At 67.1% G+C, this 14,988-nt stretch carries 12 protein-coding genes; 6 read left to right on the top strand and 6 right to left on the bottom strand.

From position 1 onward, the window contains the following. Positions 1–18: 18 nt before the first annotated feature. A complete protein-coding gene (locus tag ACIA49_RS17900; RefSeq protein WP_396378275.1) occupies positions 19–3,084 on the top strand; it encodes a GH92 family glycosyl hydrolase in 3,066 nt (1,021 codons plus the stop codon). Between the two features lie 87 nt (positions 3,085–3,171). Here the strand turns inward: ACIA49_RS17900 and ACIA49_RS17895 are convergent, their stop codons facing one another. After that, complete coding sequence (locus tag ACIA49_RS17895; protein ID WP_396378274.1) at positions 3,172–3,855, bottom strand: hypothetical protein; 684 nt, start codon at positions 3,853–3,855, stop codon at positions 3,172–3,174. Positions 3,856–4,091: 236 nt separating this feature from the next. Further along, entirely contained in the window at positions 4,092–4,379 is a 288-nt protein-coding gene (locus ACIA49_RS17890; RefSeq protein WP_391546295.1) for a helix-turn-helix domain-containing protein, read from the bottom strand. 76 nt (positions 4,380–4,455) lie between these two features. Between ACIA49_RS17890 and map the strand changes: the two genes are divergently transcribed. Beyond that, positions 4,456–5,232 (top strand): type I methionyl aminopeptidase, encoded by a 777-nt coding sequence (gene map / locus ACIA49_RS17885; RefSeq protein ID WP_396378273.1) that lies wholly within the window; start codon positions 4,456–4,458, stop codon positions 5,230–5,232. 119 nt (positions 5,233–5,351) lie between these two features. Here the strand turns inward: map and ACIA49_RS17880 are convergent, their stop codons facing one another. The 3 genes from ACIA49_RS17880 to ACIA49_RS17870 form a co-directional block, all read right to left on the bottom strand. Next, a complete protein-coding gene (locus ACIA49_RS17880) occupies positions 5,352–6,347 on the bottom strand; it encodes a LacI family DNA-binding transcriptional regulator (RefSeq protein WP_396378271.1) in 996 nt (331 codons plus the stop codon). Positions 6,348–6,416: 69 nt separating this feature from the next. Further along, the gene (locus ACIA49_RS17875) at positions 6,417–7,352 is read right to left on the bottom strand and encodes a ribokinase (protein ID WP_396378270.1); all 936 of its coding nucleotides are present in this window, start codon (positions 7,350–7,352) and stop codon (positions 6,417–6,419) included. After that, complete coding sequence (locus ACIA49_RS17870) at positions 7,349–7,999, bottom strand: SIS domain-containing protein (protein ID WP_396378269.1); 651 nt, start codon at positions 7,997–7,999, stop codon at positions 7,349–7,351. Before ACIA49_RS17870 ends, ACIA49_RS17875 begins: the two co-directional genes overlap by 4 nt. A gap of 259 nt (positions 8,000–8,258) precedes the next feature. Here ACIA49_RS17870 and ACIA49_RS17865 point away from each other — a divergent pair, with 259 nt between their 5' ends. The 4 genes from ACIA49_RS17865 (at position 8,259) to ACIA49_RS17850 (ending at position 13,356) form a co-directional block, all read left to right on the top strand. Further along, positions 8,259–9,602, top strand: a complete 1,344-nt coding sequence (locus ACIA49_RS17865; protein ID WP_396378268.1) for an ABC transporter substrate-binding protein — start codon at positions 8,259–8,261, stop codon at positions 9,600–9,602. Between the two features lie 65 nt (positions 9,603–9,667). Next, positions 9,668–10,555, top strand: a complete 888-nt coding sequence (locus ACIA49_RS17860; protein WP_396378267.1) for a carbohydrate ABC transporter permease — start codon at positions 9,668–9,670, stop codon at positions 10,553–10,555. After that, on the top strand, positions 10,545–11,342 hold the full coding sequence (locus tag ACIA49_RS17855) for a carbohydrate ABC transporter permease (protein ID WP_396378266.1): 798 nt from the start codon (positions 10,545–10,547) through the stop codon (positions 11,340–11,342). The genes ACIA49_RS17860 and ACIA49_RS17855 overlap by 11 nt, the downstream gene beginning before the upstream one ends. Positions 11,343–11,352: 10 nt before the next feature. Further along, positions 11,353–13,356 (top strand): DUF4185 domain-containing protein, encoded by a 2,004-nt coding sequence (locus ACIA49_RS17850; protein WP_396378265.1) that lies wholly within the window; start codon positions 11,353–11,355, stop codon positions 13,354–13,356. Here ACIA49_RS17850 and ACIA49_RS17845 read toward each other — a convergent pair. Beyond that, positions 13,329–14,969 carry a DUF4091 domain-containing protein gene (locus ACIA49_RS17845; RefSeq protein ID WP_396378264.1) on the bottom strand — a complete coding sequence of 547 codons (1,641 nt, stop codon included), beginning with the start codon at positions 14,967–14,969 and terminating at the stop codon, positions 13,329–13,331. The genes ACIA49_RS17850 and ACIA49_RS17845 overlap by 28 nt on opposite strands. Positions 14,970–14,988 lie beyond the last annotated feature (19 nt).

Below are 14,988 nucleotides of genomic sequence, written 5' to 3'. Positions count from 1 at the left end.
TGTTCTAACATTGCGGCCGTGATCCTTGAGACCGGTGGAGGGCCTGGCGGCCCGACCAGCCCGCAGGCGGGCTTCAGCAGTGTGGACGCGGTGCGGTACGCCGGGACGACCGGTGGGCGGCAAGAGGCGTCGCTGAACGTGACCGCGGGGGTGATCCAGCGGGGTGAACGGTTGCGCTACAAGGTCTATCCGGAGCTGGACGACCGGCTCGAGTACGACGCCACCTACGTGGCCGTCGACCTGATCTTCGCCGACGGGACGCGGCTGTCCGAGCTGGGGGCGACCGACCAGTACGGGAACGCCTTCCACGCTTTTGGACAGGGCGTCGCCAAGGTTCTCTACGCCGACCAGTGGAACGACGTACAGGTGGATCTGGCCGTTGCGGCCGGCAAGACGGTTGCGGACGTCGTCCTGACCGTGGATGCGCCGGCCTCCGGTACGTCGTTCGTGGGGTGGATCGATGACGTGGAGATCGGGCCGGCGCCACCGCGGCTCGACGGGTCGGATCTCGCCGCGTATGTGGACACGCGCCGGGGGACCAACGCGAGCTTCGGGTTCTCGCGTGGGAACACCTTGCCGATCACGGCCTGGCCGAACGGGTTCAACTTCATCACGCCGGTCACGGATGCGTCGACGTACCGGTGGCCGTACGAGTACCACCGGCTGAACAATGCCGACAACCTGACCGAGCTGCAGGGCCTGACGTTCTCGCACCAGCCGAGCCCGTGGATGGGCGACCGCGATCAGCTGACGGTCATGCCGGTGGCTGCTGCTTCGCCGTTGGGTGATCCGGTCGCGCGGGCGGCGGCGTTCAGCCACGACGACGAGATCGCGCGGCCGGACCTGTACTCGGTCCGCTTCACGAACGGGCTGTCCGCCGAGCTGGCGCCGACGGATCACGGCGCGATCTTCCGGTTCACGTTCCCCGCGGACGCGGCCGGACGGCATCTGATCTTCGACACCATCGACGAGAACGGTGCTTTCGCGTACGACGACGGCGCGCTGACCGGCTGGGTCGAGAACGGCGCGGAGACCGGGCGAACCCGGATGTTCTGCTACGGAGAGTTCTCCTCGTTGGCGTCGTTCGGTCCTGCGGATGGCGGCCGGGCGAATGCGCGAGCGGCGACCTTCACCACGGATGAGGTCACGTTCCGGATCGCGACGTCGTTCATCAGTGTGGAACAGGCCCAGCACAATCTCGCGTTGGAGCTCGAAGGCCGGTCGTTCGACGAGATTCAGCAGGCTGCCAATGAGATCTGGAACGAGCGGCTCGCGGTGATTCGTCCCGAGGGCGCGACCGAACCACAGTTGCGCACGGTCTACGGCAACCTCTACCGGCTCAACCTCTACCCGAACTCGCAGTACGAGAACACGGGCACCGCGGCCGAACCGTCGTACAGGTATGCCAGTCCGGTTATTCCGCCCGTTGACGGCAAGGCCGTAGTGAAGACGGGCAAGATGTATGTGAACAGCGGCTTCTGGGACACGTACCGGACCGCCTGGCCCGCGTATGCGTTCCTGTACCCGACACTGGCCGCTGAGCTGGTGGACGGATTCGTGCAGCAGTACCGCGACGGTGGATGGATCGCGCGCTGGTCCTCGCCGGGGTACGCGGACTGCATGACCGGTACGTCGTCCGACGTCTCGTTCGCGGATGCGTATCTGCGCGGGGTCGAGTTGCCGGACCCGCTCGCGACGTACGACGCCGGCCTGCGCAACGCGTCCGTCGTACCGGAAGCAACCGAGGTCGGGCGCAAGGGTGCCACCACCGGGTTCTTCAACGGGTATGTCAGCAACGACACCGAGGAGAGTGTTTCCTGGTCGTTGGAGGCGTACCTGAACGACTTCGGGCTCGCCGCGATGGCTTCGCGGTTGGCGGAGGTCTTCCCGGAGCGCGGTGAGCAGCTGCGGGAGGAAGCGGCGTACCTGTACCGGCGGTCGCAGAACTACGTGCTGCTCTTCGACCCGGCGATCAACTTTTTCCAGGGGCGACGGGCCGATGGGGAGTTTGCCCGGACGCCGGCGGAGTTCGACCCGTGTGAGTGGGGCGGCGACTTCACCGAGACCGACGGCTGGAACTTCGCTTTCCACGTCGCCCACGACCCCCGCGGGCTGGCCGGCTTGTACGGCGGTCCGGGTGGGCTCGAGGCGAAGCTCGACGAGTTCTTCGCGACGCCTGAACTGGCCACGAAGAAGGGCACCTACGACATCGTCATCCACGAGATGCTCGAGGCACAGGCCGTCCGGATGGGACAGTTCGGCTTCAGTAACCAGCCCGCGCATCACATCGCGTGGATGTACAACTACGCCGGCGCTCCGCACAAGACCCAAGCGATCGCCCGCGAGGTCCTCGACCGCCTGTACGTCGGAGAGCAGATCGGCCAGGGCTATCCGGGCGACGAGGACAACGGGGAGATGTCGGCGTGGTACCTCTTCGCCGCACTCGGCCTTTATCCGTTGCGCGTTGGTGCGCCTGAGTATGCGATCGGGTCGCCGTTGTTCCCGCGGGTGACGGTGACGCCGCTTGGCGGTACGCCGTTGCTGATCACGGCCTCGGGGGTGGAGAACCCGTACGTCCAGGAGCTCCGCGTCGACGGCAAACCGTTGTCGGTGGCATCGATCACCGACGCTGCGCTGCAGGGGGCCTCACAGGTCGAGTTCGTGCTGGGTCCGGAGCCCTCCGACTGGGGCACGCTCGAGTCCCCGCCGTCGCTCTCCACGGAAACGCCTGCTCCGCTGGTCGACCTGATCCCGCTCGACGTCGCCAACCCGCTCTTCGACAACACCTCCGCCACTGAGGTCGCGGTCGACTCCGTCGTCGAGTGGTCGCTGCCGTCGCCGGCCACGGCCGCCTTCTACACCCTCACCTCCGCTGCCGGCCCGGGCGCCGACCCCTCCGGCTGGCGTTTGGAAGGGTCATCCGACGGCGTCACCTGGTCGCTCCTCGACGAGCGCACCGACCAGACGTTCCCCTGGCGCCACCAGGTCCGGCCGTTCCAAATCCCCACCCCGGCCGCCCACCAGCACTACCGCCTGACCCTCACCACCCCCGCCACGCTCACCCAGGTGGAACTCCTCCACTGAGTTGCGTACCGAACGACGGGTAGTGGTCCGCCCAGCACCAACCTCCGCACCGGCGCCCCGCCTGCGGACGTCGGCCGCAGGCGACCACTACCCGTTCGTCGGTACACCTGCGGCGTGCAGACGCGCCTCGGCCTGAGTGCGAAGGGCGGTGAGGGCGACGGGTGGTTGGTTCCAGAGGATTTCGGCGCGGGCGTTGTGGAGGGCCGGCCACAGACTGGCCGCCCAGGCGACCTCCACCTCGTCGGCGGTGAAGCGTCGTTCCTGCTGGTACGCGTCGAGGAAAGTTTGCGAACTGGCGAGCGGCGCAAGCGTGGGAATCTCGTTACTGGCAAAGGCTCCCGCCGCCGCACCAACCAGTGCGGCTTCGGGCAGCCATGCGATGCTGTCCCAGTCGTGGATCTGGTACGGCGTGGTGTCGTGCCACCGGAGGTTCTGCGCCTCCCAGTCCGCGTGACCGAGGACGTGTCGCATCGAGGCGGCTCTGATCAGTCGGCTTCGGGTTTTGGCCGCGATCGCGACCAGATCCGCCGGCAGCGAATCCGCTCCGGGGCGCGCATCGTGCAACGGATTCGGCGGCCACTCGCCCGGACCATCGTGATCCCAGCGCACCCACTCCGGATTAGGTAGCGGCGGCGTGAACGACAACCGCCCAGTCACCTCCATGACCGCGGCAAACAGTCGCGCCGAGCGTTCCGCCGTACCGGCATCGTTGCCTGCAGCAACCTCACCGCCAGGTCGCCACTCCTCGGCGTGCACCGCCGAGTCGCTCACCCAACTCACCCCGGTCAACGGCCGAGCACAAGGCAAGCCAGCCTCGAAAACAGCCCGCTGCACCGCCAGACAAGTCCCCACCCGCCCACCACCATCCGGCCGCGCCTTCACCACCACCTCGCGCCCGTCCTCCAACCGCACCCCCCACACCTCGCTCATCGCCGACGCGTCCAATAACGCCTCGACCGGTCGAGCGCCCAACTCACGCCCACACCAAGCCGTCACCCAGGACGGGATCAAGAGGCGAGGCGCTCGCGGGTACGGCGGGGGGTGGGCTCGGCGGGTGGGTTGATCTCGGTCCAGACCTCGTCGAGGGACAGGCCGAGGACGTCGGCGATCGCGGCGATGGTGGGGAAGGCCGGGGTGGCGACGCGGCCGGACTCGATCTTGCGCAGCGTCTCGGGGGAGACGCCGGCGTCGAGGGCGGTGTCGAGGATGGAACGATCACCTCGGGCCCGGCGCAGCAGGGCGCCGAGACGCTGACCGCGCTCGATCTCGGTGGGGGTGAGCGGCAACCTGACCATGATCTGATAATAGTACCGGTATAGTTTGACCGGGATAGTTATTGGTACGTGTCGTCGTGACGAGAAGGACGCCCGCATGATCGAGATCCTCAGCCCCACCGAAGTAGCCAAGGCGCGCAAGACCGGCGCCCTGGTCGGCACCATCCTGCAGACCCTGAAGGGCCGGACCGCGGTCGGCACCAACCTGCTCGACATCGACCAGTGGACCAAGGCAATGATCGCCGACGCCGGTGCCCAGTCCTGCTACGTCGACTACGAGGCATCCTTCGGCCGCGGCCCCTTCGGCCACTACATCTGTACGGCGGTCAATGACGCCGTACTGCATGGCAAGCCCGCCAACTACACCCTCGCGGACGGCGATCTCCTCACCCTCGACCTCGCCGTACTCCTCGGCGGTGTGGCCGCCGACGCCGCCATCAGCTTCATCGTCGGCGACACCCAACCGCCCGAAAGCCTCGCCCTCATCGACGCCACCGAACGCGCCCTGGCCGCCGGCATCGCCGCCGCCACCCCCGGCGCCCGCATCGGCGACATCTCCCACGCCATCGGCACCGTCCTCACCGCCGCCGGCTATCCCGTCAACACCGACTTCGGCGGCCACGGCATCGGCTCGACCATGCACCAGGACCCCCACGTAGCCAACACCGGCCGCCCCGGCCGCGGCTACAAACTCCGCCCCGGCCTCCTCCTCGCCCTCGAACCCTGGGTCATGCAAGACACCGCCGACCTAGTCACCGACCCCGACGGCTGGACCCTCCGCAGCGCCACCGGCGCCCGCACCGCCCACACCGAACACACCATCGCCATCACCGAAACCGCCCCCGAAATCCTCACCCTCCCGACCCAGCCCTGACCGCGCCGCGCGGAGCACCCGACCGCGACCAGCGTCGCTAACGTCCGAAGAACCGGAGGCGGGCCCTCCGATCGTTCGGACGTTAGCGTGGTGTTCGCTGGACCGCGGCGCGCGGTGGCTTACTTGGGGGCTGAGGTGGCTCGGATGTGGAGTTCGGTGCGGAGGGTGACGGTGGAGGGTGGGCGGCCGGGGGAGGCGATGCGGTCCTTGAGGAGGGAACCGGCGGTTCGGCCTAGTTCGTAGGTGGGCTGGGCGACTGTCGTGAGGCTGGGGACTACCAGGTCGGCCCAGGGGATGTCGTCGAAGCCGACGACGGCGATGTCGTGGGGGGCCCGGAGGCCTTTTTGGGCTAGGTACTCGAGGGCGCCGACGGTCATCAGGTTGTTGGTGGCGAAGAGGGCTTCGGGGGGTTCGGGGAGGGCGAGGAGGCTTTCCATCGCCGCGTAGCCGCCGGCTTCGCGGAAGTCGGCGTACCGGACCAGGTCCTTGTCGTAGCGGATGCCGGCGGCCTTGAGGGCGGAGCGGTAGCCGGCCAGGCGGTCCATGGCGGTGCTGACCTTGCGGGGGCCGGTGATGCAGGCGATCCGCCGGTAGCCGCCGTCGATGAGGTGTTTGACGCCTTCGTGGGCGCCGTGCTCGTTGTCGACCAGGACGGTGTCGGCCTCGACGCCCTCGACGCGGCGGTCGATGAGGACCATCGGGGTCTTGGCGTCGGCGAGCTGGTGGACGCCCTCGGCGGTGGCGGTCGGTGAGATCACGACCCCGGCCATCTGTTCGGTCAGTACGGCGGACGCGTACGCCGCCTCCTTGGCCGGATCCTCGTCGGAGTTGCAGAGGACCACGTGGTAGCCCTCGGTCTGCGCGACGTCCTCGAGTCCGCGGACCAGTGAGGTGAAGAACGGGTTCTCGATGTCGGAGATGACCACGGCCCACAGGTTGGTCCGGGACTTGCGCAGGTTCCGGGCGACGCCGTTCGGGCGGTAGCCGAGCTCGGCGACCGCGGCGCGGACCTTCTCGGACAGCTCGGGGTCGACGTTGCGCCGGCCGCTGAGCACGCGGGAGACCGTCGCGGGGGACACCCCGGATCTACGCGCGACGTCGTAGATCGTCGTCATACCCGCCCCCTGCTGGAGATCGATTGTCCGTCTGGATCGCACTCTAACCCCGATCCAGCGCAAACGATCTCATGACAAGCCGGGGTCCAGCAGCGCGAGGGCAGCCTCACGAACGGGTGCCGAGGCCGCGGCACCGTTCACGGTGGTGGACAGAGCGCCGGCGGCGTTGGCCAACCGTACGGCGGCGACCAGGTCCGCTCCGGATGCCAGTGAGGCGGCGAGTGAACCGCAGAAGGCGTCCCCGGCACCGACCGTGTCGACGGTTGCGACGAGGTGCGGTTCGATCCAGACCTCGGCACCGGAGGAGCGGTCGACGACGAACGCTCCCCGCGCTCCGAGCGTTACGACGCAGCCCTGCAGGTCCCATTCATCCGCGAGCTTCCGGGCAATGACCGGTACCTGGGTCTCGTCGTCGCAGTCCAGCCCGGTCAGCGCCGCGGCCTCGACCTCGTTCGGTACCAGGATGTCGACGTCCGCCGCCAGCCCCGGATTGATCGGTCCCACCGGCGCCGGCGTGAGAATCGTCGTCACCCCGGCTGCTGCCGCGATCCGCAACGCCGTCTGACTGGCCGCAACCGGCAACTCCAGTTGAACACTGAGTACCCGGCTGGCGGTCAACACATCAGCAGCCGCTTCCACATCCGCGGACGTGATCGCCGCGTTGGCGCGCGACACGATGATGATCGAGTTTCCGCCATCCGGCAGCACCAGTGGCAACCCGACTCCGGTTCCAAGAGATGGATGCCGGACCACCCATGAGGTGTCGACGCCGTCGGACTCGAGCAGTTCGACGAACTCCTCGCCGTACCGGTCGCTGCCGATGGTCCCGACGATCGCCGTCCGCGCGCCCATCCGCGCGGCCGCGATCGCCTGGTTCACGCCCTTCCCGCCGAGAAACTCCGCGAACCCGGTCCCGTGCAGTGTCTCCCCGGCCAGCGGCCGCCGCTCTGCGCTCGCGACGAGGTCCTTCATGAACGACCCGAGCACGCAGACGTCGTACCTCATGCGTCCTCCCCGGCCAGACGCTTGCCCAGGGCACCGGACGGATGGAACTGCGCGAAGTCGTGATGACTGAATTCCCGCAGTACGACGAGCGCACACGCGAGCGCATCACCCATCGCGAGCGATGCCGTCGTGGACGCGGTCGGCGCCAGGTTCAGCGGATCCGCCTCGCGCAACACCATCGTGTCCAGCGTGTACGTCGCCAACCGGGCCAGCGTCGACTCCTCGTTCCCGGTCATCGCGATCACCGGGATGTCGCGGTCCCGCAGCATCCGTGCAAAGGCGCAGACCTCGGCCGTCTCACCGGACGCCGACAACGCCAGGACGAGGTCCCGTGAGGTGACCGCGCCGGAGTCACCGTGCAACGCGTCACCGGAGTGAATGAAGGTCGCAGGTGTGCCGGTGCTCGCCAGTGTGGCCGCGATCTTCCGGCCGACCAGCCCGGACTTGCCGAGCCCGGTTACCACCAGATGCCCTTCGCACGCGGCGACCGCGATCAGGACGTCGAGGAAGACGCCGTCGAGGCGGTCGGCCAGCGCCGACACGGCCGCGGCCTCGGTCTCGATCGCGACCCGGGCCGCGTGCAGCCCGCGGGCGACCAGGTCCCTGGACACCTCGTGGGCGGCCTCGCGGTTGGGCACTACTGGCATTCGGACCTCACAAACGAGAGAAATCGATTTCCACGAAGTAGACGCAGAGTAGGCAGTGCGTCCGAACAGTGTCAACGGCTGAATCCTGGTCGAAACCCTTGCCTGCAGGCGTAAACCGGCGGATTTGATCACATCGAGACCGGCTCCGCTCTTGACCGTCCCCAGCCTCGATCGTAGATTGCGAGAAATCGATTGCCCTGACAAGCCCGACAGCGCAATCCGGGTAGACCAGTCGGCCAGACCACCCCTGGAGCATCTGATGGCTGCAACACCTTCCCCCGCACAGCTCAGCCGCCGTACCCTGCTCGGCGCCTTCGCCGCGAGCGCGGCCGCCGTACCGCTGCTGTCTGCCTGTGGCGGTTCCTCCGGCGGCAGTGGCAAGGAGATGTCGTTCTGGAACTTCTACGGCCCGTCCGACGACCAGGGTCCGCAGAGCAAGTGGTTCGTCTCCGTCGTCGACGAGTGGAACAAGAACAACGAGGTGAAGGTCAAGCTGCGCTACATCCCCGGCAAGGACTACCTGAACGGGACCACGCTGCAGACCGCGTTCCAGTCGGGGCAGGGCCCGGACATCTTCCTGATCAGCCCGGGCGATTTCCTGCGCTACTACAACGGCAACGTGCTGCAGGATCTCGGCTCCGCGCTGTCGGCCGAGTCCAAGGCCGACTACCTGCCGGGGTTGCTCGAGGCGCGCAGCGTCGACGGCAAGGTCTACGGACTGCCGATGGAGATCGAGCCACTCGCCATGTACTACAGCGAAACGGCGTTCGAGAAGGCCGGTCTGTCCGAGGCCGACCTGCCGAAGACCTGGGACCAGACGCTCGCCGTCGCCGAGAAGCTCACCGGCAAGGACCGGTACGGCGTGATGTTCGAGACGCTGCCGGGCTACTACCAGAACTTCACCTGGTACCCGTTCCTCTGGCAGGGTGACGGCGCCCCGATCAAGGACGGCAAGGTCGCCTTCGATTCGCCGGCCGCCGTCCAGGCCCTCAAGTTCTGGCAGGACAGCATCCAGAACAAAGTCGCCCCACGCAAGGCTCTCGGCGACGGCGGCGGTGACGTGGTCTCGAACCTCGGCTCGGGCGCGGCCGCCATGCAGCAGAGCGGTATCTGGGCCGTCGCCGACATGCGTGGCAAGGCCAAGAACTTCAAGTACGGCGTGATTCCGCTTCCGACACCGACTGGTGGGAAGGCGGCCACGGACCTCGGCGGTTGGGCGTTCGTGGCCAACTCGAAGGGCAAGAACCCCGAGGCGGCGGCCAAGTTCATCGCCTGGGCGCTCGGCTCGACCGACGCGGCCGGCGTCGAGCGGCAGCGGCAATGGAACACCGTGGTGAAAACGAATGTGCCACCGCGAAAGTCTGTCCAGGCTGCGGCAGATGCCAAGGGTGCGTTCGCTGACGGTGCGCTGAAGAAGTTCGTCAGTGAGATCGCGCCGACCGGCAAGCCCGAGCCGCGCTTCCCACCGGAGGTCTACCAGCCGATCGCCGACGCCATCCAGGCCTGTCAGCTGAATGCTTCTGACCCAGCCAAGGCGGCAGCCGACGCGGCAGCGCGGATCGACACCTTCCTGAAGACCTACCAGGGTGCGCCGATCAGCTGATGGTGACCACGACAGCTCCACCTGTGAAGCATTCCGTGCGGACGACGACGAGACACAAACCCGGTATGTCGAGGAAGCGGCGCGAGGCCCTCGCAGCCTGGGCGTTCCTCGCGCCGGACACCCTCGGTCTGCTGATCTTCGTCGCGCTCCCGATGGTGCTCGCGTTCGGCGTCGCGTTCTTCAAGGTCGACGGCTTCGGCAACTACCAGTACGTCGGCCTGGCGAACTACAAGCTGATGGCCGGAGACGACCAGCTGTTCGCGTCGCTCAAGGTGACCGGGATCTACGTGATCACGTTCGTGCCGATCGCGTTCGTGGTCAGCTTCGCGCTGGCCATGCTGGTCCGCAATCACTTCAAGGGCATCGGCTGGGTCCGCGCGGCGTTCTTCCTGCCGAACGTGGTCAGCCTGGTGGTCGTCGGCCTGATCTGGCAGTTCCTGCTCGTCGACAAACGCGGTGCGCTGTCCAAGCTGCTGGCTCCACTCGGCCTCGGCGACGTCTCCTTCCTCGGTACGCCATCCCTTGCCCTCGGCACCTATGTGGTGATCAGCGTCTGGTTCCTGATGGGGTATCAGATGCTGGTCTTCCTTGCCGGGCTCAAGGACATACCGCGCGAGCTGGAAGATGCGGCCGCGATCGACGGTGCCGGCTCGTGGCAACGCTTCCGATATGTGATCTGGCCGCTGCTCCGTCCGACCAGCTTCTTCGTGGTGGTGAACTCGACGATCGGCGCGGTCACCGGTCTGCAGGCCTTCGACCTGGTGTTCGTGCTCACCAAGGGCGGCCCGGCCCGCGCGACCAGCACAGTCGTGCTCTACATCTACGAGCAGGCGTTCACCTTCAACAACATGGGGTACGCCGCTGCGCTGACCACCGTGGTCGTCGCGATCCTGGTGGTCTGCACCGGCCTGATGTTCGGCGTCACCCGAGGAGGCCGGTTCGATGAGGATTAGAGTCCTGCCGATCGTCGCCCATGTGTTGGCGATCATCGCGGTGTTACCACTGCTCTGGATTGTGATCAGTGCTCTCAAGCCGGCCGAGGACGTCTTCAACTTCGGCTGGCCGTCGACCTGGACACTCGACAACCTGCAGTACGTGCTGCTGAAGATCCCGATGCCGCGGTTCATGCTGAACTCGGCCATCGTCTCGATCACCGTGACCGTGGTCGCGCTGTTCTTCCACTCGATGGCGGCCTACGCATTGGCCCGGCTGCGCTTCCCCGGCCGCGGGATCGTCTTCTCCGGCATCATGTCGACGCTGCTCGTCTCGCTGCCGGTCATCCTGGTGCCGCTGTTCCTGGTCGCCAAGCAGCTCGGCCTGCTGGACAGCTACGCCGGGCTGATCGTGCCGAGCATCTTCCATGCCTTCGGCATCTTTCTGCTCCGCCAGTACTACCTCAACATCCCGCGCGAGCTGGAGGAGGCCGCCGACCTCGACGGCTGCGGCTACTGGCGGCGGTACTGGAGCGTCATCCTCCCGCTCAGCCGTCCGGTCCTCGCCTCGCTGTCGGTGCTGTTCTTCCTGGCCAACTGGAACGCCTTCCTCTGGCCGCTCACCATCACCCGGAACCCGGACCTGCGCGTGATCCAGCTCGGCGTCTCCGGCATGCAGGGGCAGTACGCCTCCGCCTGGAACCTCATCCTCGCGGCCGCCGTGATCGCCGCCGTACCGACGGTCGTGGTCTTCGTCGCGGGTCAGCGCCGCCTGGTTGACGCGATGAAGACGACCGGCCTCAAGTGAAGGACGGGACATGAAACGTGGCGCATTCCTGGCCGTCCTGCCGTTGGTCTTCGGTACGGCGTCCGTGGTCGGCTGGGGTGGTCCGCCGGCCACGCCGGCCATCCCACCGATCGCCACCGTGCAGGTCGAGTCGAAGGGCATCCCGAGCCCGAGCGACGGCGACCTCTGGCCGTCGTGCTGGGCCGGCAACGACAAGCTGTACGCCGCGAACGGCGACGGCAAGGGGTTCAGTCTCGACCAGGAGTTCTCCGACATCGCGGTCAGCGAGATCAACGGCGTACCGGGGAAGTTGTCTGGGGCAACAATTGCGAAGGGGATCGGTCCGGTCTGGAGTGGTGCCGGGTACAACCGCAAGCCGACGGGCATGGTCTGTGTCGGGGACACGATCTACCTGGCGGTCCAGGACCTCGCGCTCGACTTCAACGACGTACCGGCGGCGACGATCCTGAAGTCCACGGATCATGGGAAGACGTGGACGTGGGACAAGCGCAAGCCGATGTTCGCCGACCACGTCTTCACCACGATCTGGTTCGCGGACTTCGGTCGCGGCGGCGCCTTGGCGCCGGACGGCTATGTCTACGCGTACGGGCTCGACGGCAACTGGCGGGACTCCTTCGACGACACGGTCGCGGATCCGCAGAGTGTGTTCCTGGCCAGAGTTCCTCGTGGGAAGGTGCAGGACCGCGGTGCGTGGAAGTTCTACACCGGCAGCGGCTGGTCAGCCCGTGTGAAGGATCGCAAGCCGGTACTGACGGACCAGCGCCGGCTGTACGCCCAGACGTACGGGACGAACGCCTCCAACCTCACTGTGATCAGCCAGGGCGGTGTGACCTACCTGGCCCAGCAGAAGCGCTATGTCTACACGTCGTGGACGGAGTACACCTTCGAGTTCTACGACGCGCCGACACCGTGGGGACCGTGGAAGCACTTCCTCAGCAAGGACTTCGGCGGGTACCCGTGGTCCACCACGAAGTACGGCGGGTACGGCGTCACGATCCCCTCCAAGTTCGTGCAGCCGGACGGGAAGACCATGTACCTGCAGGCGAACGTCTGCCCATGTGGTGGTGGCGGAATCGGGACGTCGGTCTACAACTTCAACCTGCGCAAGCTGGTGCTGACCCCCGCTGACGGAAAGCCGGCTGACAACCTGCCAGGCCCGGCCAACCTCGCAGTGGGCGCAGTGCCGATCTCCAAGTCGATACAGTCCGGCAGTCTCGCGCTGATGAACGATGGAGCGACGACTGGCAGCGAGTCCGACTTCGACGACGAGGTGAAGGGCACATCCTTCTGGGGCTACACCTGGCCCTCGCAGCAGCGAGTGAACCGGGTGGAGTTCACCTCTGGTGCGGTGTCAGCGCAGGGCGGCTACTTCACCGGCAGACCGCGCGTTCAGGTACGGCGTGACGGCGCGTGGGTCGAGGTGGGCTCTCAGACAGTCACGCCGGCCTATCCGGGTGACGCCAACGCCGGCGCCAACACGACGTACACAGTGACGTTCCCAGCCCAGGAGACCGACGGCGTGCGAGTGATCGGCCTGCCAGGCGGCACCCGCAGCTATACAACGGTTTCCGAGCTCGCAGTCCGGTACGTCGCCCAGCTGGCCGACGGTGGTTTCGAAGGAACCGGCGGTGGCAAGCCGGCGTGGCTGTTCGAGGGTACGGCGGCCAACGGGGTGGACCGTGGTCTCGGCTTCGCCCACTCCGGTGCGAACAACGGGTGGATCCGCTGCACCTGCACCGGGTTGAGTGCGCTCTACCAAACCGTGCCGGTGACGCCCGGAACGACGTACCGGTTCGGCTCTTGGATCAACGCGTCGGCGAACCTGCCTGCTGGCGCTGGTCGCTTTGGGGTCAGAGGTCTAGCCGAGGTGACATTCGGCGCAAGTACCGGCTACGTGCACCATGAGGTCACAGTCACTGTCCCGGCCGGTGTGCACGAGCTGACCGTCTACGCCGGGTTCACCGGGCCCAACGTGGACACGTGGATTCAGGTGGACGACTTCACCGTTAGCTGAGCGGCCATGCGGTGGCGTGCTTGGTAGTAGTGGTCAGGGTCAAGTACGGGACGATTGAAGCGCAGCGTCCGGTCGGGGTCGATGAGGTCGAGAGCCACGTCGGCCCCGTGGGCGGTGCGGACGGCCTGGAGCGCTCGGTGGTCCCACATCGCCTGGGCGAAGACGCGGTGCCGCAGTGACGGCCACGGCGTACCGTCGGTGCCGGGGTAGACGATGAACGGGTCGCCGGACGGGAACGCGCCACCGGCTGCAGTCTCGGTGAACGGGTCCACGCGCTTGACGGCGTACTGGGTGTACCAGAAGTTGAAACCCCAGTGCAGGAAGCCGTCCACGCCGGATGCGAAGAGCTGGTGCCCGATCGCGCGGTTGCGTGCTGAGGGCATCCCGATGAAGCGGTTGGCAACGTCCTTGTTCTGGCTGACGCAGTAGTACACCCACAGGCGCTCCGGCCGCTCGGCCAGGAACGGTTCGACGTGATCGGTTGCGACTACCGGCAGCGGGACCGCTCCTGACGTCCAGAACGAGTGCTCGCTCAATGCGTCGACTAGCGTCCAGCCCTTCAGCAGGTCGGCGACCACAGCCTTCGCAGCGAGGTAGCTGGCGAGTCCTTCCTCGCCAGACGGCTCATCGGAGATGTGGAAGACCACGTGCTCGCGGTCCCACTCTTCGTCGAGCACTGCCTGCAGTGCGGGCAGCAGGGCCTCCATCAGCGTCCGGTACTGCGGGTCGGTCGCGTCGACGTCCCACCCGAAGGCACGCTGGCCGTCCACCACGATTCCGGGCGTCGCCTTCGCACCCCACTGAGTGAAGAGGTGCGCGACCTCGACGCCGGTGATCCCGTTGCGGCGGCACAACTCGAGCCAGCGACGCAGCTTGTCGAAGCCGAAGCGGTACCCGTCGTCGGTGGTCGTGATGTCGATGAGCTGGACGACGGTGCGGTACGAGCCGACCGCAGTGTCGAGCGGTGGTGTCCAGGTTGGTGTGAGCAGCGACGTCGCGCCCATCTCGGCAGCCGACGCCATGAAGCGGTCCACTAGCGTCCAGTGCTCCTCGCTGAACACGTCGACGCCGTAGTGGTCAGCCAGCGAGTCGAGGTGCATCCAGTGGCTCGAGACGATGTCGAGTGGCGGTAGCTCAACTCCGGTGAGTTCGACGGTGACAGGCTGCCGGTGTAGCTCAGAGCCGTCGAGTGAGCTCAGTACGACGGTGAGGTCGTGACTGCCGGCTCGGGCCGGCTCGGTGGTGGTCGCGTCGAACCACAGCGCCGCCCAGTCACCGGGCCGCACCGGAGTCTCGCCGCTCGGAATGGGTCGGAGTACGTCGGGATACAGCCCCGGCTCGTCGAACTCGTAGCCGTCGTCATGCTCGGGGAAGGCCAGCAGCGAGCAGGGCACCAGCTCCACACTCGACACCGTGATCAGATCAGCGGCCGCGCCTTCGATCCGCACCTGGAGCGGGCCTGCGTCGACCGGCGGGCGGTAGGCGAGCTGGAAGGAGGCAGGCTCCCCAAGGAACGCCTGGAAGCGGGCCTCCGCCGCGGCCGGCCGCGGGTCCCGGGCCGGGTGCACCTTCGCGAGCGCATCACAGAGTACGAACGTCCACTGCGCAGTCATGCCTACATCATTCAGATGT

Source organism: Kribbella sp. NPDC051587, assembly GCF_044453945.1.
Taxonomy (GTDB): Bacteria; Actinomycetota; Actinomycetes; order Propionibacteriales; family Kribbellaceae; genus Kribbella.
The sequence above is the reverse complement of the archived record's forward strand: the minus strand, read 5'-3'. Positions and strand labels throughout refer to the sequence as shown.

What these genes read in the sequence shown, in the direction of transcription:
- ACIA49_RS17860 (WP_396378267.1), top strand. Translation starts at nt 9,668, where the DNA reads ATGTCGAGGAAGCGGCGCGAGGCCCTCGCAGCCTGGGCGTTCCTCGCG.
- ACIA49_RS17880 (WP_396378271.1), bottom strand. Translation starts at nt 6,347, where the DNA reads ATGACGACGATCTACGACGTCGCGCGTAGATCCGGGGTGTCCCCCGCG.
- ACIA49_RS17850 (WP_396378265.1), top strand. Translation starts at nt 11,353, where the DNA reads ATGAAACGTGGCGCATTCCTGGCCGTCCTGCCGTTGGTCTTCGGTACG.
- ACIA49_RS17855 (WP_396378266.1), top strand. Translation starts at nt 10,545, where the DNA reads ATGAGGATTAGAGTCCTGCCGATCGTCGCCCATGTGTTGGCGATCATC.
- map (WP_396378273.1), top strand. Translation starts at nt 4,456, where the DNA reads ATGATCGAGATCCTCAGCCCCACCGAAGTAGCCAAGGCGCGCAAGACC.
- ACIA49_RS17875 (WP_396378270.1), bottom strand. Translation starts at nt 7,352, where the DNA reads ATGAGGTACGACGTCTGCGTGCTCGGGTCGTTCATGAAGGACCTCGTC.
- ACIA49_RS17845 (WP_396378264.1), bottom strand. Translation starts at nt 14,969, where the DNA reads ATGACTGCGCAGTGGACGTTCGTACTCTGTGATGCGCTCGCGAAGGTG.
- ACIA49_RS17870 (WP_396378269.1), bottom strand. Translation starts at nt 7,999, where the DNA reads ATGCCAGTAGTGCCCAACCGCGAGGCCGCCCACGAGGTGTCCAGGGAC.
- ACIA49_RS17865 (WP_396378268.1), top strand. Translation starts at nt 8,259, where the DNA reads ATGGCTGCAACACCTTCCCCCGCACAGCTCAGCCGCCGTACCCTGCTC.
- ACIA49_RS17890 (WP_391546295.1), bottom strand. Translation starts at nt 4,379, where the DNA reads ATGGTCAGGTTGCCGCTCACCCCCACCGAGATCGAGCGCGGTCAGCGT.